The 18,443-nt window shown below is 69.4% G+C and carries 16 protein-coding genes; 10 read left to right on the top strand and 6 right to left on the bottom strand.

Annotated features, from left to right (window positions below):
- Nucleotides 1-81 precede the first annotated feature (81 nt).
- Together glpK and EAS64_RS04535 are read left to right on the top strand one after the other, a co-directional pair.
- Entirely contained in the window at nt 82-1,569 is a 1,488-nt protein-coding gene (gene glpK, locus EAS64_RS04540; RefSeq protein WP_145851409.1) for a glycerol kinase GlpK, read from the top strand.
- Between the two features lie 14 nt (nt 1,570-1,583).
- Nucleotides 1,584-3,152 (top strand): glycerol-3-phosphate dehydrogenase/oxidase, encoded by a 1,569-nt coding sequence (locus EAS64_RS04535; RefSeq protein WP_145851408.1) that lies wholly within the window; start codon nt 1,584-1,586, stop codon nt 3,150-3,152.
- Nucleotides 3,153-3,362: 210 nt separating this feature from the next.
- On the opposite strand, the gene EAS64_RS43325 is transcribed toward EAS64_RS04535, so the two are convergent.
- Together EAS64_RS43325 and EAS64_RS44510 are read right to left on the bottom strand one after the other, a co-directional pair.
- Nucleotides 3,363-3,503 carry a hypothetical protein gene (locus tag EAS64_RS43325; protein ID WP_222848987.1) on the bottom strand — a complete coding sequence of 47 codons (141 nt, stop codon included), beginning with the start codon at nt 3,501-3,503 and terminating at the stop codon, nt 3,363-3,365.
- On the bottom strand, nt 3,503-3,628 hold the full coding sequence (locus tag EAS64_RS44510) for a DUF5996 family protein (RefSeq protein ID WP_222848986.1): 126 nt from the start codon (nt 3,626-3,628) through the stop codon (nt 3,503-3,505). The genes EAS64_RS43325 and EAS64_RS44510 overlap by 1 nt, the downstream gene beginning before the upstream one ends.
- Nucleotides 3,629-3,862: 234 nt before the next feature.
- Between EAS64_RS44510 and EAS64_RS04530 the strand changes: the two genes are divergently transcribed.
- Nucleotides 3,863-6,250: an autotransporter outer membrane beta-barrel domain-containing protein gene (locus tag EAS64_RS04530; protein ID WP_145851407.1), complete on the top strand. Its 2,388-nt coding sequence runs from the start codon at nt 3,863-3,865 to the stop codon at nt 6,248-6,250.
- Between the two features lie 247 nt (nt 6,251-6,497).
- On the opposite strand, the gene EAS64_RS04525 is transcribed toward EAS64_RS04530, so the two are convergent.
- The 4 genes from EAS64_RS04525 to EAS64_RS04510 all read right to left on the bottom strand — a co-directional run bounded on the left by EAS64_RS04525 (nt 6,498) and on the right by EAS64_RS04510 (nt 9,668).
- Nucleotides 6,498-7,238, bottom strand: a complete 741-nt coding sequence (locus EAS64_RS04525; RefSeq protein ID WP_145851406.1) for a TetR/AcrR family transcriptional regulator — start codon at nt 7,236-7,238, stop codon at nt 6,498-6,500.
- Entirely contained in the window at nt 7,235-8,071 is an 837-nt protein-coding gene (locus EAS64_RS04520; protein WP_222848985.1) for an SDR family oxidoreductase, read from the bottom strand. The genes EAS64_RS04525 and EAS64_RS04520 overlap by 4 nt, the downstream gene beginning before the upstream one ends.
- Nucleotides 8,072-8,196: 125 nt before the next feature.
- Nucleotides 8,197-9,450, bottom strand: coding sequence for a cytochrome P450 (locus EAS64_RS04515; RefSeq protein ID WP_145851404.1), 1,254 nt, complete (start codon nt 9,448-9,450; stop codon nt 8,197-8,199).
- Between the two features lie 23 nt (nt 9,451-9,473).
- Nucleotides 9,474-9,668: a ferredoxin gene (locus EAS64_RS04510; RefSeq protein WP_145851403.1), complete on the bottom strand. Its 195-nt coding sequence runs from the start codon at nt 9,666-9,668 to the stop codon at nt 9,474-9,476.
- 205 nt (nt 9,669-9,873) lie between these two features.
- Between EAS64_RS04510 and EAS64_RS04505 the strand changes: the two genes are divergently transcribed.
- From EAS64_RS04505 to EAS64_RS04475, 7 genes are all read left to right on the top strand, one after another.
- Nucleotides 9,874-11,043: an amidohydrolase family protein gene (locus EAS64_RS04505; RefSeq protein ID WP_145851402.1), complete on the top strand. Its 1,170-nt coding sequence runs from the start codon at nt 9,874-9,876 to the stop codon at nt 11,041-11,043.
- 10 nt (nt 11,044-11,053) lie between these two features.
- Entirely contained in the window at nt 11,054-12,265 is a 1,212-nt protein-coding gene (locus EAS64_RS04500; RefSeq protein ID WP_222848984.1) for a M24 family metallopeptidase, read from the top strand.
- Nucleotides 12,255-13,373: a M24 family metallopeptidase gene (locus EAS64_RS04495; RefSeq protein WP_145851400.1), complete on the top strand. Its 1,119-nt coding sequence runs from the start codon at nt 12,255-12,257 to the stop codon at nt 13,371-13,373. Before EAS64_RS04500 ends, EAS64_RS04495 begins: the two co-directional genes overlap by 11 nt.
- 25 nt (nt 13,374-13,398) lie before the next feature.
- Entirely contained in the window at nt 13,399-14,379 is a 981-nt protein-coding gene (locus EAS64_RS04490) for an enoyl-CoA hydratase/isomerase family protein (RefSeq protein ID WP_145851399.1), read from the top strand.
- Nucleotides 14,376-16,802 carry a CaiB/BaiF CoA transferase family protein gene (locus tag EAS64_RS04485; RefSeq protein WP_145851398.1) on the top strand — a complete coding sequence of 809 codons (2,427 nt, stop codon included), beginning with the start codon at nt 14,376-14,378 and terminating at the stop codon, nt 16,800-16,802. Before EAS64_RS04490 ends, EAS64_RS04485 begins: the two co-directional genes overlap by 4 nt.
- A 96-nt stretch (nt 16,803-16,898) precedes the next feature.
- Nucleotides 16,899-17,537, top strand: coding sequence for a TetR/AcrR family transcriptional regulator (locus EAS64_RS04480; RefSeq protein ID WP_246115518.1), 639 nt, complete (start codon nt 16,899-16,901; stop codon nt 17,535-17,537).
- An 80-nt stretch (nt 17,538-17,617) separates the two neighbouring features.
- Entirely contained in the window at nt 17,618-18,409 is a 792-nt protein-coding gene (locus tag EAS64_RS04475; protein ID WP_145851396.1) for an IclR family transcriptional regulator, read from the top strand.
- The last annotated feature ends 34 nt before the right edge of the window (nt 18,410-18,443 follow it).

Raw genomic sequence — 18,443 nt, 5'->3', positions numbered from 1 at the left:
TCCCGCGCAGGCTGATGCCTTGACATCGAGCCGCATCACCGTAATCTTGAGATCGTTCGGCAATGCCGAACGATCTCACCAATGCGAGGAACTTTGCCAAGACAGGCCTACATCGCGGCAATCGACCAGGGCACCACGTCCACTCGGTGCATCGTGTTCGACCAGAACGGCAACATCATCTCCGTTGCCCAGCGCGAGCACCGCCAGATCTACCCGAAGCCAGGCTGGGTCGAGCATGACGCCGAGGAGATCTGGCAGGCAGTGCGGTTTGTACTGGCCGAAGCGATCAGCATGGCGCAGCTGGAGACCGGGCGGATAGTGGCGCTCGGCATCACCAACCAGCGGGAGACCACCGTGCTGTGGGATCGCCGCACCGGGCGTCCGGTGGCGCCGGCGATCGTCTGGCAGGACACAAGAACCGACTCGCTGCTTCCGGGCCTGGCCGGCGAAGCCGAGCTCTTCACGGAGCGGACGGGGCTCCCGCCGGCCACGTACTTCTCCGGCCCGAAGATCCGCTGGCTCCTTGACCAGGACAGTGAGCTGAGAGCCAGGGCGGAGCGCGGGGAGATCCTGTTCGGCACCATGGACAGCTGGCTGGTCTGGAACCTCACCGGCCGTCACGTCACCGACGTCACCAATGCCAGCCGCACCATGCTGATGAACCTGCGCACCCTCCAGTGGGATGACGAGTTGCTTGCGGCGCTCGACGTGCCGTCCGCGATGCTGCCGGAAATCCGCTCGTCGGCCGAGGTGTACGGGAGGACCAGCGACGGCATTCCCGTCGCCGCGGCCCTTGGCGATCAGCAGGCCGCGCTGTTCGGCCACGTGTGCTTCGCGCCTGGCGAGGCTAAGGGCACGTACGGTTCCGGCAGCTTCCTGCTGATGAACACGGGCCACGATCCGGTCCGCTCCAAGCACGGCCTGCTGACGACGGTCGGCTACAAGATAGGGCAGGCCCCGGCGGTCTACGCGCTGGAGGGAGCCATCGCGGTGACCGGCTCGCTGGTCCAGTGGCTGCGCGACAACCTTGGCCTGATCTCCACCGCGGCCGAGGTCGAGACGCTGGCCATGACGGTCCCCGACAACGGCGGCTGCTATTTCGTGCCGGCCTTCTCCGGGCTGTTCGCGCCGCACTGGCGCAGCGACGCGCGGGGGGTCATCGCCGGCCTGACGGCCTTCGTGACCAAGGGCCACCTCGCGCGGGCCGTGCTTGAGGCCACCGCCTTCCAGACGCGTGAGGTCGTGGAGGCGATGAACGCCGACTCCGGACTGGCGCTGACCACGCTGCAGGCCGATGGCGGGATGACCGTCGACAACCTGCTGATGCAGACACTGGCCGACACCCTCGCGGTGCCGGTCGTCAGGCCCATGGTCGCCGAGACCACTAGCCTGGGCGCGGCTTACGCCGCCGGCCTCGCCACGGGCTACTGGCCAGACACCGACAGCCTGCGCGCCAACTGGCACAAGGCCGCCGAATGGCACCCGGCCATGGATGAAGGAACCCGCGCGCGCGAGTACAGGAACTGGCAACGGGCCGTGCAGCGCACCCTCTACTGGACCGAGAGCTAGGCGGAAGGGCCGGCATGACGATCACCACAGCAGGAGCACGGGGCCAGGCCCTCGCTGACCTGTCAGGGACTGCCTACGACCTGCTCGTCATCGGCGGCGGCATCCTCGGCACCGCCGTCACCTGGAGGGCGGCACAGTCAGGGTTCCGCGTCGCGATGGTGGAAGCCGGCGACTTCGCCGGAGCCACGTCCAGCGCGTCGACCAAGCTTGTCCACGGCGGCCTGCGCTACTTGCAGACCGGGAATTTCCGGCTGGTCGCGGAAAACCACCGCGAGCGCCGCGCGCTGGCCGGCATGGTCGCGCCGCACCTGGTCAAGCCGCTCAGCTTCGTCGTCCCCATCTACCGGGGCGGCCCGCACGGTGCCGCCAAGCTTGGCGCGGGCGTGTTCCTCTACTCCGCACTGTCGGCCTTCGGCGACGGTGCCGGTCAGCTCATCACGCCGCGGCAGGCCGCCGAGAGGGTTCCCGCGCTGGTCACGGACGGGCTGCGGGCCGCGGCGGTCTACCAGGATCACCAGATGAACGACAGCCGCGTTGCCATCATGTCCGTGCAGGCAGCGGTACGGGCCGGCGCCGATGTGCTGAACTACGCCGAAGTCGTCGGCCTGCGCACCACCCGCGGCCGGGTCACCGGCGCGGAACTGCGCGACCGTGCAGACGGTACCGAATTCGGCATCAGTGCCCGGCTGGTGCTCAATGCGACTGGCCCCTGGGTCGACCAGTTGCGCAAGATGGAAGACCCTGGTGCATCGCCAAGCGTCCGCCTGTCAAAGGGCGCGCACCTGGTCCTACGACAGGCTGACCCATGGCGCGCGGCCCTTACCATCCCCGTCGACAAGTACCGGGTGTCCTTCGCCATCCCGTGGGAAGGGCATCTGCTCCTTGGCACCACCGATGACCTCTACGATGGCGATCCCGCCGATGTCCGCCCCACAGAGGCGGACATAGCGCAGATCCTGGACGAAGCCGGCCACGCCTTGTCCGGCTACCAGCTCCGGCGTGAGGACATTACGTACATGTTCGCCGGCCTGCGCGTGCTGCCCGGAGCCGGTCCCGGCGGGGTCGCCGAGGCCAAGCGCGAGACGGTCATTAGCCAGGGCCGCCACGGCATGCTTTCAGTCGCCGGCGGCAAGTGGACCACGTACCGGCACATCGGGAAGGTCGTACTTGACGCGCTCGCCGCGCTCCCCGGCCACCCGCTCGGCGACAGCCTCACTGCGATACCGCGGATTGTCCCGCTGCCGGGCATCGCCAGCCCCGAGGCGGTCGCCCACCGCCTTGAGCACGGCCAGGAGCAGGGGACGCCGATCGAGCCGGACGTGGCACGCCACCTGGCCTCCCACTACGGCTCAATCGCCTTCGACGTCACCCGCCTGATCCGCGACGACCCGGCTCTCGGGCAGCGCATCCACCCCGGCGGGCCGGACATCTGGGCTCAGGTCGCCTACGCCAGGGACCAGGAATGGGCGCTAACTGTCGACGACATCGCGCGCCGGCGCACCACCCTCACCATCCGTGGGCTGGACACCCCTGAGATTCGCGACAGCATCTGCGCCATCCTCGGCGAGGCCGCTCGTCCCTGAGAAGGGCACCTCTGGTGTGACAGATCCATGCCGGGCGGCCAGGCCGGCCAGCACGCCGAATCCGGCCAGCGCGGCGCTGAGGTCGGGCTGTGCATGGGCGAGTTGCCGCGGGAGGCGACGCCGAACTTCCGGAATACCTTGCACAGGTGGAAGCGATCGCGGATCTGTGCGCGGCTGGCCTGGGCGCCGGTCAGGCCAGCCGCGCCGATGTCACGATCTACCCAGCACGCTAGCGTAGTAGGCCAGCTCGATGATGACGATCGCTGCGGTGAACACGAAGGCGCCCCACTGGAAGTACCAGTGGTCGGTACCGTACACCGAGCCTCGAGGCCAGGCCAGGTTGATGGTCATCAGGACGCCGGTTCGGGCGGCGCGAGCCCGGCCGCCAGCTTGCCCAGCACCTGGGCGTGAGCGTGCAGCGTGTCGCACGTCTGCGCCCACCGGTCATACGATGCCGACGGCCAGCCATCAGGCATGACCCACGGTAACCCGCCCCCGGGTTAGAGCTCAACCACGCGCACGCGGTCAGCTGAGCAGTTCGCGGGTGATGTTAACGCTCACAATCAGCTCCGTTCACGCTAAGATCGGTGCGCGTGTTCCGCTCCGCACCGGGGCGGGGTGGGTGGCGGTGCCAGGCTCTGCGTGCTTGGCGCCGAACCGCGGGACATCCGCTGCGTTCTCGCGTTTCGCTCATCGTGGAAGGATTCGGCGTGCTCCGCCCCGTACAGATGCTTTCCGGCGCTGGTGCTGCCCTCGTCATTGCCGCGGTGCTGCAATCGCCCGCCTGGCTGCCCGCAGCCGCGGCAACGAGAGCGAGCAGCGTGGCTGATATCACCAAGCAGGTACTCGCCGGAGCAGACGTCACCCTGTCCGGGCCGTCGGTCGTCAATCTGCCGGACGGCACTACCACCTACAGCGGGGTACTGTCCGGCCACGGGACCTTGACGGTGGCCGGGCGCGGGACCCTGATCATGACGAAAGACAGCGACTTCACGTTGCCTGCGGCACTGCGGCACCAGGTCGTGACGACCAGCGGCGGCAACTGGCCGTATCCGATTGTCACCGATCCGGACCAGCCTGCCGTCATCGTCGACGTCGGCGCGACGCTCCAGTACGGAAACGGCGGCTCATCGGGCATCATCGGCAACTACCCGTACACCCAGGTGTCGGGCCTGACCCTGAACCAGAACAACATCGAGGTGAACGGCACGCTCAACCTCGACATCACTGACCGGGAGTTCAACCTGGGGACGATCAGCGGCTCGGGAACTCTTTCCCAGCCGAGGTTCACCTGGGGCTCCCCGGACCTAGCGGATGAGCTGCCGTTCACCGGCACGATCAGCAACGGCACGGGGATGAACTTCGGGAGCGCGGCGTTCCGGCTGTCGATGCCTGACGTAGCCAGGGTGCGGAACGACGGATCGGCGATCATCAGCGCCCGTGACTATACGCTCGTCCTCCCGCAGAACTTCTATCAGGACGTTTACGGCAGCGACATCAACTTCCACACCTGGCAGGCCGGCCTGATCGTGATGACCGGGGTGGACCACTACGCAGACCCGGCCCTCGACACTGCCGCGTTGGCGCACGCGGTCAACTTCCGCGGGATCAACATCGAGGGCGCGAACGTGCAGTGGGGCAATGGGACGACAGGCCAGTTCTTCCTGCCCGCGACACCGCAGGACTCCTACATCAATATCCACAAGGACGGGTCGCTGGCCTTCGACTACGACCGTCCCGTCACCCTGGACACCCCGATCTCCGGAGGGAAGTACCACCAGTCCCTCAGCACGCCCGCGCATGCGAAGATCACCATCAGCCCGACGGTCGGCAACGACGTCACCTTCGCGACGCCGATGAACTACCACGGCACCACCAGCATCGGGCAAGGTGCCGAGCTCCTGCTCGGCACCGGTTCTCCTGGCGGGGACAGCAGCCTGCTGACCGGGACCGTGCAGGACCGGATCGCCGATGACGGAGCACTGGTTATCCGGAACACCGCGACGCCGATCCAGCTGAGCGGCATCTCAGGCAGCGGGTCGCTGACCCAGGCGGGTGCTGCCGCCACCACGCTCGGCAGCGCCATCGCGTACAGGGGCGCGACGACGGTCAGCAAGGGAACGCTAGCGCTCGGCCCGGGCGCCTCGCTCGCCAGCAGCAGCGGCGTGAGACTGGCCTCGGCAGGGGCGGTGCTCGACCTTGCCCGCGCTGGCGGCCAGTCCCTCAGGCGGCTCGCCGGGGCCAAGGGCAGCACCGTCCGGCTCGGCAGCGGGACGCTGACCGTCACTACGTCCGGCGCCGCAAGCTACGGCGGGTCGATCACCGGCACCGCCGGCGGCGGCGTGATCAACGCCGGGACCGGTACGTTCACCGTGACAGGCCGTGTCACGACGCCGTCCGGGACCTTGAAACTGCAGCGGGGAACCCTCGTGCTCGGCCCGAGCGCCACGGTGCGCGTGGGTTCGCTCACCGAGGTCCGGGGCGCGAAGCTGACCGTTGCCCTGGACGCGGCCGCGCACCACGGCGGCAGCCCGGTCATCACGGCGAACGGCGCCGTGCGGCTGAGCGGCAAGCTCGCCCTTTCCCTGGCGTCGTGCCGCGCCTATCCAGCCAGGGTCACGCTGATTCATGACTCGCGGGCTAGGGCCATCGCCGGCACGTTCTCCGGGCTGCGGCAGTCGGGTGCCATCTCAGTCAACGGCCACAAGTACCTGATCAACTATGCGGCCGGCGGCGGCCACGACGTAACCCTGACCGCTGCGAGCGCACGCGCCTCCGCCGCCGGCCCCGCCCAGAGCCATGGAACGCGGCAATCGGCAAGCGGTACGCTCGCGTCCGTCACGAAGTCCGCCAGGTTGCTGTCCGGTCTCCCCGCCGTCACGGCCGCGCTGGGGCTTTTGCTCGCCACTGTCGGCGCGGTGCTACTGCTGCTGCGCTTGCGCGGAAACCGCAGGCGCGCCGTCCCCGGTCCCCCACCGCTGCGCCGCCCCGCCGCCGAGTGGGATGCCGCGCCGCCGTGGGCGCCAGGCGAACCCATGAATCCTGCCTGGCGACCCCCGGTGAACCGGCCGACCCGTCCTCCGCGGCCAGGACACTAGCGTCACGAGGGCATCGGCGCGCTCCCGGCCGAGCTCGTTTACTGCTGGGTCGGGCTTTTGTGCGAGCGCGCTGGGCCACCACATCCACCGCCAGCTCGGGCCTGACCGTGTTTAGACTCCCACTCCCGTATACGACCCTGATCATCATCATCGCCCTGGCCAGGCTGGCCGGCGTAGCGGCTGCGATCTTGCCCAGTCACCGGCGGCAAAGCTCACGTGCTGCAGGCCATCGTCACCGAATAAGCGGTCAGCTGACCCGGCCGTAGGGCCTGCGCCTGGCGGGCGACGGGGAGAGATCGGTCATCGCTGCGGTGATGATCCCCTGCAGGGCGTCGATGAGCCCGTTGGCTTCATCGGCCCAGGTCCGCCTGCTGGTGGGACGCCCTTCCGCGAGCGCGCCCTCGCGTTCGGCGCAGACGAAGACGATCAGGTGCTGCATCATGCCCCGGCGAAGCTCGGTGCTCAGGTCCGCCCCGCCGGGAAAGTACTTGTCGAGCGCCTCCCAGGTCTGCTCAAGCGAGGCAGAATGGCTGCCCTCTTCCACCACGATCGGGCGCAGGGTGGGGTTGTTCATGGCCTGGGCGCACACCCGCGCGAAGTACGAGTCCGGGCCAAGCGCCTCGAACCGGTCCGTCCACGGCCGCACCAGGCAGCCGAGGAGTTCCTCCAGTGTGGCCGAGTCGTCCAGGCCGGCCAGCATCTGCGTCCGGGAACGTTCCGCCTCGGCCGTGAAGCGGCGCGTGATCGCCCGGACGAGGTCGGCCTTGCTGCCGAAGTGATAGCCAGCCACCGAGGTGTTGCCCTGGCCGGCCGCCTCGGCGATGCGCCGGTTGGACGTCGCGAAGATCCCCTGCTCCGCGAACAGCCGCTCGGCGGTGTCGAGGATCAGCTCGCGCGTCGAGGCCTTGCCAGTGCCTGCCGACCCAGTGCTTGCCGACCCAGGGCCTGCCGACCCAGGGCCGGCGGCCCGGGTGCGGTCCGCCGTCATCCGGGCGGCGCCTGGAAGGCGCCCAGCTGTGCCAGGCGGTCGAAGTTGACCGTGCTGCCCGCCGCCGAGCCGCCGTCGACCGGCATCACGATGCCGGTCACATAGGCCGACCGGTCGGTCGCCAGGTACAGCGCCGCCTCGGCGACATCGGCGGCGGTGCCGACGCGTTGCAGCGGCCGCATGGCGGCCATTTTCTGCCTGGTCGCCGCCACTGTCGCGTCCGCGTCGGCCTGTCCCGCCACCGAGCTCGCGAGCAGCGGGGTCGTGATGTTGCCAGGCGCGATGCAGTTGACCCTGATGTCGTACTCGGCGAGGGCGATCGCGGCCGACTTGCTTGCGTGGATCACGGCCGCCTTGGAGGCCCGGTAGGTGATCACCGACCGGCCCGCGGTCAGCCCGCCGATGGAGCTGACGTTGATGATCGACCCGCCGCCGGCGGTGGCCATGTACCGGGCCGCGTGCGTGGTCCCGGCCAGCACGCCGAGCACGTTCACTCCCATCACCTGGCTGAAGTCGGCGAGGTCGTCGTCGAGGAAGCTGCGGTGCATCGTGCCGGACACGCCGGCGTTGTTCACCATCACCTGCAATCCCCCGAACGAGTTCAGGGTGAACTCGACCAGGCCACGGACATCCTCGGGGTCGGCCACGTCGACCGCCCGGAAGAGCGCCGCCGGGCCGAGTGATTCCGCCAGTTCCTTGCCGGCGGCGACGTTCAGGTCGGCGATGACCACCCGCGCGCCTTCGGCCGCGAACCGCTCGACGATACCGCGGCCGAGGCCGCCGGCCCCGCCGGTGACGATCGCGACCCGCCCCGCTAGCTCGTTTCCGTTCACGCTCCCTGCTTTCCGTCCGCCGCTAGGCGGACACCGGGGGGTACGGGGGGTCGTCCCCCGGAAGATATGCGGGTGCTGGGCGCCCGATAGGATGGCGGTTTCTGCCATCGGGCGCCCAGCACCCGCTACCAGGTGACCGGCAGGTGGTATACCCCGTACGCGATGCCGTCGTGCTTGAACTCGATCTTGTCGATACTGGTGGCCAGGCTCAGGGTCGGGATGCGGCGGAAGAGCGTCCCGTACACCACCTGCAGCTCGACCCGCGCGAGCTGCTGGCCGATGCACTGGTGCAGGCCGAAGCCGAACGCATGGTGAGCCGAGGCCGGCCGGTGCAGGTCGAGAGCGTCGGGGTCGGGGAAGACACGGGGGTCGCGGTTCGCGGAGGCAAGCTCGATGAGGATGCCCTCGCCGGCCTTGATGGTCTGGCCCCCGATCTCAATGTCTTCCTTGGCGATCCGCCGCTGTGCCATGTGGACGATGCCGAGGTAGCGCAGCAGCTCTTCCACGGCCGTCGCGGCCACCTGGGGGTCATCGGAGTCCCGCAGGATGGCGAGCTGGTCGGGGTGCTCGAGCAGGGCCACGGTGGCCAGCGCGATCATGTTGGCACTGGTCTCGTGGCCGGCCACGAACAGTCCGACCCCCATGGCGGCCGCCTCTTCGACCGTGATCTCGCCGTTGGTCACCCGCTGCGCCAGGTCGGAGACCACGTCGTCGCGCGGTTCCGCCATCCGGGCCCTGACCAGGTCGGCGAGGTAGTCGTGCTGCCAGCGGAAGGACGCGATCTGGGCCTCAACGGTGACGTCCTTCTTCATCCCGATCCCGGCCTGCTCAGAGAACGTCTTCTGGTCCTCGTACGGCACGCCCATGATGCTGCAGATCATCCGGCTCGGCAGCGGCAGCGCGATCGCCTCGACCAGGTCCGTCGGCCGGGGGCCGGCCAGCATCTGGTCGATGAGGTCGTCGGTGATCTCCTGGACCACCGCGCGCATCGCGTTGACCCGCTTGAACGTGAACGGGGCCGTCATCATCCGGCGGAATCGCGTGTGCTCGGGCGGGTCAGTGTTGAACACCGACGGGGCCCGCCGCGTCGACACCTGCTCCATGCCCGCGTGCCAGTGCGGGAACCCGGGCAGCCGGTCGTTCACGCTCACCCGCGGGTCCGACAGCAGGGCGCGCTGCTCGGCGTGTCCGGTGATGATCCACGGGGTGCTGTCGTTCCAGATCGTGACCCGGGAGACCGGGTTGCTGGCGGCCGCTTCCCGCAACTGCCGCGGCGGGTCGAACGGGCAGCCCGCCTCCCGGCTCATCGGGAAGAACGGCGCGTCGCCAGTGCTAGTGACGCCAGTGCCGGTCGCGTCCTGAGCCTGCGAAGAGGACATCGTGCTCCTTTGCCGGGCCGGGGTCAGCCCTGAACCTGGATCGCCAGCGCGGGACAGACCGCGGCCGCCCGCCGCACGTCGTCCTCCTCGCCGGCGTCGGGCGTGGCCTTGAGCAGGACGACGACGCCGTCGGAGTCCCGCTGGTCGAAGACATCGGGAGCGGCCGCGACGCACTGGCCTGCCGCAATGCAGCTGTCTTGGTCCACCGCGACTCTCATGAATGGCTCTCCTGTCCTCGGCCGCTTGACCGTGACCGTAACCCTGCTCAGTGTCTTAAGTCAACTGACTGATTCAGATGAAACTCGTTCGCTCGACATAAGCGCTGATCAAGTGGGTTTCTGGCGAAGACGACAACCGTTCGGTCAGAGAACTTTTAAATCACGTGGTTGACACCGATGCGTGGTGAGTGTTCCACTCACGTTCATGACGACTCAGACCGAACCGAGCGCGTTCTACCCGCAAGAAGGGTTCGGAGCGCCCAAGGACCGGGTGGCCTCCGGGGCCGGACCGGTCGGCCTGCCGACGGGAACGCGGGTGTTCTCCGCGGACAACCACATCTCGCTGGCCGAGGACATCTTCTACGAGCGCCTGCCGGCCTCGATGCGGGAGCACGCGCCGCGCATCTGGTATCGCGACGGCGCCTTCGAGCTCGGTGCCATGGACACGTCGTTCCTGCCGCCCCAGTTCACCCACGTGCTCATGCAGTACGACCCGCTGGAGGGGTCGAGCACCGCGGACCTGGACAGGCGGCTTGAGCAGCTCGCCGCCGACGGCGTCGACCGGGAACTGGCCTTCCCCAACGCGGTGCTCGCGCTGCTGCACTTCCCCGACAAGGCGCTGCGGGAAGCGTGCTTCCGCGTCTATAACGAGTACATTGCCGAGCTGCAGGAGCGGTCCCGCGGGCGGTTCTACGGGGTTGGCCTGATCAACTGGTGGGACGCCGCCGGGGCGACCCGGACGCTCACCGAGCTGAAAGCACTCGGCCTGAAGACGTTCCTGCTGCCGCTGAACCCGGGCAAGGACGACGACGGCAAGGTGATCGATTACGGTGGCTCCGCGATGACCGGGGTGTGGGACGCGATCGAGGAGTCCGGCGTCGGCGTCGCCCACCACATCGGCGAGACCGGGCTGAGCACCCCCTGCGAGCACAACATGATGCTGGTGGCGATGATCTGCCAGGTCGCGTCGTTCCGCGAGATGTTCGGCAAGTACCTCTTCACCGGCATCCTCGACCGGCACCCGGGGCTGAAGATCGGGTGGTTCGAGGGCGGAGTGAACTGGGTTCCGGCCGCGTTGCAGGATGCCGAGCACATGCTGGCGTCGTACCAGCACATGACCACCCGCGCCGTGGAGCACGACGTCCGGCATTACTGGCGGACCCACATGTACTCCTCGTTCATGGTGGACCCGCTCGGGCTCAGCCTGATCGACCAGATCGGCGCGGACAAGATCATGTGGTCCTCGGACTTCCCGCACAACGAGAGCACCTTCGGCTACTCACGGCGGTCGCTGTCGTCGGTCGTCGATGCGGTCGGTCCGGAGCGGGCGGAGAAGATCGTCAGCGCCAACGTGCAGGCCTTCCTTGGGATCTAGGGAGGCGAGCGTGACCGTCACTGACATTCCCGACGTCCCCGACATGGCCCGCATGCGGCGGGAGACGGGACAGAAGCTGCGTGCCTCGATGGCCCGCCACGGCGTGGACGTCCTCGTCCTGATCGGCAACAGCAAAGTCAGTTACGCCACCGGCGTGAGCTGGCCGCTTGGCGACTCGGGGCTGGCGCACGTGGACCGGCCGGTCGCGGTGATCCTAGCCGACGACCCGGAACCGCACGTGTTCCTGCCGTTCCGCGAGGGAGCCGTGCCCGGGGCGGAGCTGGCCGCGGGCCACCTGCACGACCCGGTGTACCTGGAGTACGACGAGGGCACTGAGCTCTTCGCCGGCCAGCTGGCGGAGCTGGTGCCGGCCGGCGCGGTGATCGCCGTCGACGAGCTCACCGGGGCCATGCGGCGCATACAGCACCGCTTGTTCCCCGGTGGCCTGGTCGACGCGGGGCGGATCATCAGCGAGGCCAAGGCGACCAAGACCGCCGACGAGCTTGCCTGCATGCGCCGGGCCCTGCGGATCACCGAGGAGGCCATGGCCGACGTCGAGCGGGCGCTGGCGCCCGGCGTCCGTCAGGTGGACCTGTCCGGCCGGTTCGTCCGCCGCGCGTTCGAACTGGGCGCGACCGCCAACGTGCTCGACCCGATCTGGCAGGTGATGCCGCCAAGCCGGGCGGAAGGCGTCTGGACCATCCACGGCGACCTGGCGCTGCCGCTGCTGACCACCGAGCGCGAGCTGGCCCGCGGCGACGTGCTGTGGGTCGACGTGAGCGTCAGCTGGGGCGGCTACTGCTCCGACTTCGGCCGGACCTGGGTCGTCGGCCAGGATCCGTCGCCGCGGCAGCGGGCGCAGTTCCGGCGATGGACCGAGATCGTCGACGCGGTCCACGCGGTGACGCGGGCCGGGGCGACCGGCGCCGAGCTGACCAAGGCGGCGATCGAAGCCCACGGCGACGGCACCAGGCCGTGGGTCAAGCACTTCTACCTCGGGCACGGCCTCGGGGTCGACGCGGCGGAGATGCCGTTCGTCGGCACCGACCTGGGTGACCAGTTCGACCAGAGCGTGGTCCTCGAGGCAGGCAACATTCTCGTACTCGAGCCGATCGTCTGGGAAGACGGCACCGGCGGCTACCGCGCTGAGGAAGTCATGCTGATCACCGATGACGGGTACATCATGCTCTCCGACTACCCCTTCACGCCGTATGGCGACTGAGATCCGGCCGGACGACCGCGCACTCCGCCTCGGGCGGCGGAAGCGCGCGCTGGCCCAGATGGATGCCCACGACCTCGACGTTCTCGTGCTTGGGCGGACCGCTAACGTGCGCTACGTGACCGGCACCCCCACCCTCTGGACGGCCGGCACGTCAGGGTTCGGGCCCGCCTGCATGCTGGTGCGCTCCACCGGCTCCATCCACCTGCTCAGCACCTGGGACGAGGGGATTCCCGAGGACATCCCACGGGAGAACCTGTTCGGCCTCACCTGGAACCCGATGAACACGATCGAGGTGCTGCGGCGCGTCGAGGGCGCCGCCGGAGCCCGCCGGGTGGGCACCGACGCGATGTCACCGACCTTCGCCCAGCTGCTGCCGGTCGCCTTCCCCGCCGCCGAGCTGGTCGACGGCGAGGTGGCGATGCGGGCCGCGCGCCGGATCAAGACCGCCGAGGAGCTGGCCGTGCTGCGCCAGGCGGTCGCGGTGGCCGAGACCAGCCTCGCCAAGGCGGTCGCCGAGCTGCGGCCAGGGGCAACAGAGAAAGAGCTGGCCGGGGTGCTGCTCGAGGCGGCCGCCGCCGGCGGGGTCACCACGCCCGCGGTCCAGGACGCGGCCTGCGTCACCAGCAAGGACCATCCGTGGCGGCGGGCGGGCGGTGACGGCCGGGCCAGGCCGGGTGACCTGGTCGCCTTCACCGCGGGGGTCGTCGCGCACGGCTATATCGCCGAGGTCGGCAGGACCTACGCCGTCGGCGGGGCTGCCCCTGCGGCGCTAGCACAGCGCTGCGACCGGGTGTGGGAGCGGCTGCTCGCGGCCTGCCGCCCGGGTGCCGCCGCCAGCGACCTGCTGGAAAGCTACACCGGGGCCGGCGAGGCCCTGCCGCCGATGCCGGTCGCCCGCGGGCTCGGCCTCGGTTTCGACCCGCCGGTGGTGACCGGTGGGCTGCCGCGGACCGCGCGGGAGGAGCGCATCGAGGCGGGCATGGTGCTCGCCCTCACCGGCTACGTCTGGGAAGCCGGCACCGGAGCCGCCTTCCGCCGCGACACCGTGCTGGTCACCGCCGACGGCCCGGAGCTGCTCACGTGCGCACCCGGCGTCCCCATCGGCTGACCCGATCAACTTCGAGGAGTCTCCCTTGCCCGCTGCCGCGTACCCGAGCCCGGAAGAGATCGTCGTCTACCAGAAGGACCCGGCCACCAAGATCGCCACCATCACCCTCAGCAGGCCCGAGCGGCTGAACGCGCCAACCAGCGCGGCCCGGCTGCGTTACGCCGAGCTGCTGCACCGCGCGAATATCGACGACGACGTGAAGGTGCTTGTCATCCGCGGCCTTGGCCAGGATTTCGGCAGCGGTGTCGACCTGCCGGAGTTCATGGAGACGCTGAACGGCGAGGACGACGGCCCCCGGCTGGCCGAGTACCACCTCACGGCGGACGACGACGTGCGGCTGCCCCCGGCCGACTCGTTCCGCGGCGGCGCGCAGCTTACCCAGTGGTTCGCCAATGGCCGCGGCGGCTGCCGGAGCCTGCAGGAGTTCAAGAAGATCAGCATCGTCGAGGTCAAGGGCTACTGCTACGGGTGGCACTTCTACCAGGCAGGGGACGCCGACCTGGTGATCTCTTCCGACGATGCGCTGTTCGGGCACGCGTCGTTCCGCTACCAGGGCTGGGGTCCGCGCATGTGGACCTGGGTGCAGACGATGGGCCTGCGGAAGTTCCAGGAGATGGTCTTCACCGGCCGCCCGTTCACCGCGGCCGAGATGAACGACTGCAACTTCCTCACCAAGGTCGTACCGCGCGACCAGCTTGAGGCGGAGACCGAGAAGTACGCGCTGGCCTGCGCGCGCAACCGGCCGACCGACACCGTGTTCCAGCAGAAGCTCTTCTTCGAGCTGTACAAGCAGTTCCAGGGCGAGCAGCTGGGGTCAATGCTGACTGGCCTGTTCGAGTCGCTCGGGCGCTACGCCCGCCCGGACCGGACCGAGATGATGCTCGACAAGGACGTGTTCGAGCGCGGGCTCACCAACGCGGTCAAGGACAATGACGCGCAGTTCCCGCCCGACTTCCGGCTCAGCCGGTCTGGCCGCGCCAGGACCGACGTCGAGCGCCCGTCATGAGTGAGGCCGCCGCCCGCGGCCCGCTCGACGGCTACCTGGTGGTCGACCTGTCAAGCGGGATCGCGGGCGCGTACTGCACGCGGCTGCTTGCCGACGGCGGGGCCGCGGTGGTCAAGGTCGAGCCGCCCGAGGGTGACGCCCTGCGCAGCTGGACCGCCTCCGGCGAGGTGCCGCCTGCCGGCCGGGACGCTCCGCTGTTCAGCTACCTCGCGGGCGGAAAGCAGAGCGTGGTCTTCGGACCGGACGGCGAACGGGCAGCCGCGGACCTCGACGAGCTGCTCGATCGCGCGCACGCCGTGGTGTGGTCGCCAGGCCCGGCGGGCGGGGTGGCCGGCGACAGCACCCCGGCGTCGCTGCTGTCCGCCCACCCGCACCTGGCGGTGGCCGCGATAACGCCGTTCGGCCTGAACGGTCCGTGGCAGGACAGGCCCGCCACCGAGTTCACCCTCCAGGCCTGGTCCGGCGGGATCGTCGGCCTAGGCCGCGGCGCGCCCGACCGTGCGCCGGTGCACGTGGGCGGCCAGGTGGGGGAGTGGCTGTCCGGCGTGTACGCGGCCATCGGCATCCAGGCCGCGCTCGCCCGCGCGCGCCAGACCGGCGCGGGGCAGCTCATCGACCTGTCGATGCTCGAAGTCGCGGTGCTGTGCCTCACCTACTATCCGGTGACCTTCTTCGAGACGCTGCACCGGCCCTGGCGGTCCGAGCGCTCGCTGTTCCAGCCAGGCGTCGCCGCCGCCAAGGACGGTCTGGTGGCCCTCGGGTGCGGCACCGCTCAGCAGTGGTTCGACCTGTGCGCCATGGTGGGTCACCCGGAGTGGATCGACCCCGCCAAGCCGGTCCGCATCGGCGAGCTCACCGCCCAGCGCGCACCGGAGCTGCGCGAATGGGTCGCCGACCACACGGTCGCTGACACCAGGGACCTGGCCACCGCTTTCCGCATCCCGAACGCGCCGGTCAGCAGCGGCGCGACCGTCATCGAGCTTGAGCAGATGCGAGAGCGCGGGGTTTTCCGCCGCAACCCGACGGATGAGTTCCTGCAGCCAGCCGGGCCGTACCGGCTGTCGCCTGATGTGCTGCTCCCGGCGCAGCCGGCCCCGCGGACCGGCGAGCACAGCGGCACCTGGCGGGACACCGCCGCCGCGGCGCGGCCGCGTCCATGTGGGTCCGCCGCCGGAACCCAGCTGCCGTACGCCGGCCTGCGGGTGCTCGACCTGACCGCCTTCTGGGCCGGGCCGTCCGCCACGCACATCCTGGCGATGCTCGGCGCGGAGGTGATCCACGTGGAATCCACCACCAGGCCCGACGGCGCCCGCATGATCGCCGGGATTCCGGTAACGGAGGACCAGTGGTGGGAGAAGTGCCCCATCTTCCGCGCGCTGAACACCAACAAGAAGAGCGTCACGGTTGACTTCCAGACCGAGCGCGGCCTGGAACTGCTCAAGAGGCTGATCGCCAGCAGCGACGTCATCGTCGAGAACTACACGCCGCGGGTCCTCGACCAGATCGGGCTCGACTACGACCGGGTCCGGGCGCTGCGCCCCGACATCGTGATGGTGCGCATGCCGGGGTTCGGCCTAACCGGCCCGATGCGGGAGAACCCGGCGTTCGCCTATGTCATCGAGGATGCGGCCGGCCTCACCTGGCTGACCGGATACCCCGACGACAACCCGGTCGAGCCGTACTCTCTTGGCGACCCGAACGCCGGCCTGCACGCGCTCAACGGCCTGCTGCTCGCCCTCGAGCACCGGCGCCGCACCGGGCAGGGCGTCCTGGTGGAGGCGGCCATGGTGGAAGCGGCCATCAGCATCGCCGCCGCGCAGCCGATCGAGTTCTCCGCGTTCGGCGCCCTGCTGCAGCGCGACGGCAACCGGGGGCCGCTTGCGGCGCCGCAGAACCTGTACCGGTCGGCCGACACCGACGAGTTCGGCCGCCTGGACGCTTGGGTCGCCGTCGCCGTCGCCACCGATGAGCAGTGGGCGGCGCTGGCCGGCGCCCTCGGCCACCCGGCCTGGGCCGCCGACCCGGAACTGTCCGCCGCGGCCGGCCGCCGGGCCCGCCACGATGTGATCGACGAGCACCTCGCGGCCTGGTGCGCGGACCGGACAAGGGACGAGATCGTCGAAACGCTGTGGGGGGCAGGGGTGCCGGTGGCGAAGGTGATGCAGCCGCATCGCCAGGCCGAGCTGCCGCCGCTTCAGGCGCGCGGCTTCTTCGAGCTGACCGAGCATCCGGTGGGGCCGCCCGCCAGGCAGAGCACCATTCCGATGCGCCTGTCCGACGGCCCGGCCCGGTTTCACCGCAGCCCCGCGCCATTGCTCGGCGAGCACAACCACGAAGTGCTCACCGAACTCGGCGTAAACGCGGCCGAGATCGCCGAACTCGAGGCGGCCGGGATCATCGGACGAGCGCCGAGGATGAGATGAGGCACGATGACGCGCAAACCCCGCTCACCGCCCCACCCGTTAATCTGGCTGCGGTACGGGATACCCGCCGGCGTCAGGCAGGAGGCCAGGGACAGCGTGAGTCAGCCGAGTAGCCCGGAGGGAAAGGGACAGGCAAGAACGCTCATTCTCGACGCCGCCGAATGGCTCTTTGCCGAGCACGGGATCTCTTCCGTTTCCAATCGCCAGATCGGCGCCGCCGCGGGCCAGGGAAATACGTCGGCGGTCGGGTATCATTTCGGCTCCAAGGATGAATTGATCCGTGCCCTTATTCGCCGGTTCGACGGAGAAGCCGAAGTTTTGCGCACCGCTATGGTGAACCAGATCGGTGATTCGGCAGAGCTGCGGGAATGGGTCCGGTGCCTGGTTTTCCCCTACACGGAAACGCTGGCGGCACGAAGGCCACCGACCTGGTACGCGCGCCTCAACGCGCAGATCATGGCGGACCCGGTACTGCGGAACATCCAGCTGGAGGAGGCCGTTTCTGCGTCGCTGCAGCAGGTCATCCGCGGTCTGGAGGTCTCCACGCCTAAGCTGCCCGCCACTGTCCTCCGCGAGCGCGAGCTGATGGCGGGCCACATACTCATCCAGACCTGCGCCGATTTCGAACGCGGTCTGGCGGATGCCGCCCCGGCCAGCGGAAAGACATGGCGAAAGGTCGGCAGCGGACTTGTTGACGCCCTCGTCGGCCTTTGGTCGGCCCCGGTCTCTCGTTAATTCGCATCCGGGCGGCGCCGGATTGCCTGAGTAAATCGCACAGTAGAGACAAGAAAGCACTAGAGACGAGGAGGTCTCACATGTCGGAAGCACCGTCGAGCATGGTCGATCGAGTCGTCTTGATCCTCAGCATCTTCGAGCGCTCCTCCGCCGAGGCCCTGACCGCCGGACAGATAAGCGTGCGCAGCGGCATCCCCCGCTCATCCGTTCACCGGATCTTGTCGCAGCTGGTCTGCGCCCGCTGGCTCAATCGGCACGAGGACGGGTACGCCCTCGGGCTGCGGATGTTCGAAATCGGCAGCCTGGTCGCGCACCGCAGCCGCATCACCAGCGCCGCGCGACCGTTCATCCACGAGCTCACGGAACGGACCGGCCAGGTAGTGCACCTGGCCGTCCTCGACCAGCAGGATGTCGTCTACCTGGACAAGGTCGCCAGTGCCTTTGCGGATAGGGCCTTTGCCGACACGCTGCCCTCCCGGGTTGGCGGGCGCCTCCCGGCCCACTGCACCGCGGTAGGGAAGGCGCTGCTCGCGTACTCCCCGCTGGCCACCGTCAGCGAGTACCTCGCGACGGGCCTGCGGCGGCGGACGGATGCGAGCCTGGCGACGCCTGCCGCTCTCGAGGCGGCGATCGTCGGCATCCGCAACTCGGGACACGCAACCGACCGGGACGAGGCCGTGCCTGGTGTCGCCTGCGTCGCCGCCCCGATCCGCAACTTCGACGAAGTCATCGCCGCGGTCTCGGTCTGCGGGCCTCGTGACCAGATGCGCGCGAAGGACCTGCCGCCGCTGGTCATGTGGACCGCGGCCGAGATCTCGCGGAGCCTGATGACGGTCGTTTCACCGCTCGCCCTGGCTGGTCCTGCCCGCTGACCGCCGCCGGTCAGCCATGTGGCGGCCAGTGTGA

The sequence above is a fragment of the Trebonia kvetii genome (genome assembly GCF_007827045.1).
Lineage (GTDB): Bacteria > Actinomycetota > Actinomycetes > Streptosporangiales > Streptosporangiaceae > Trebonia > Trebonia kvetii.
This window is presented reverse-complemented; position numbering and strand designations above follow the sequence as displayed.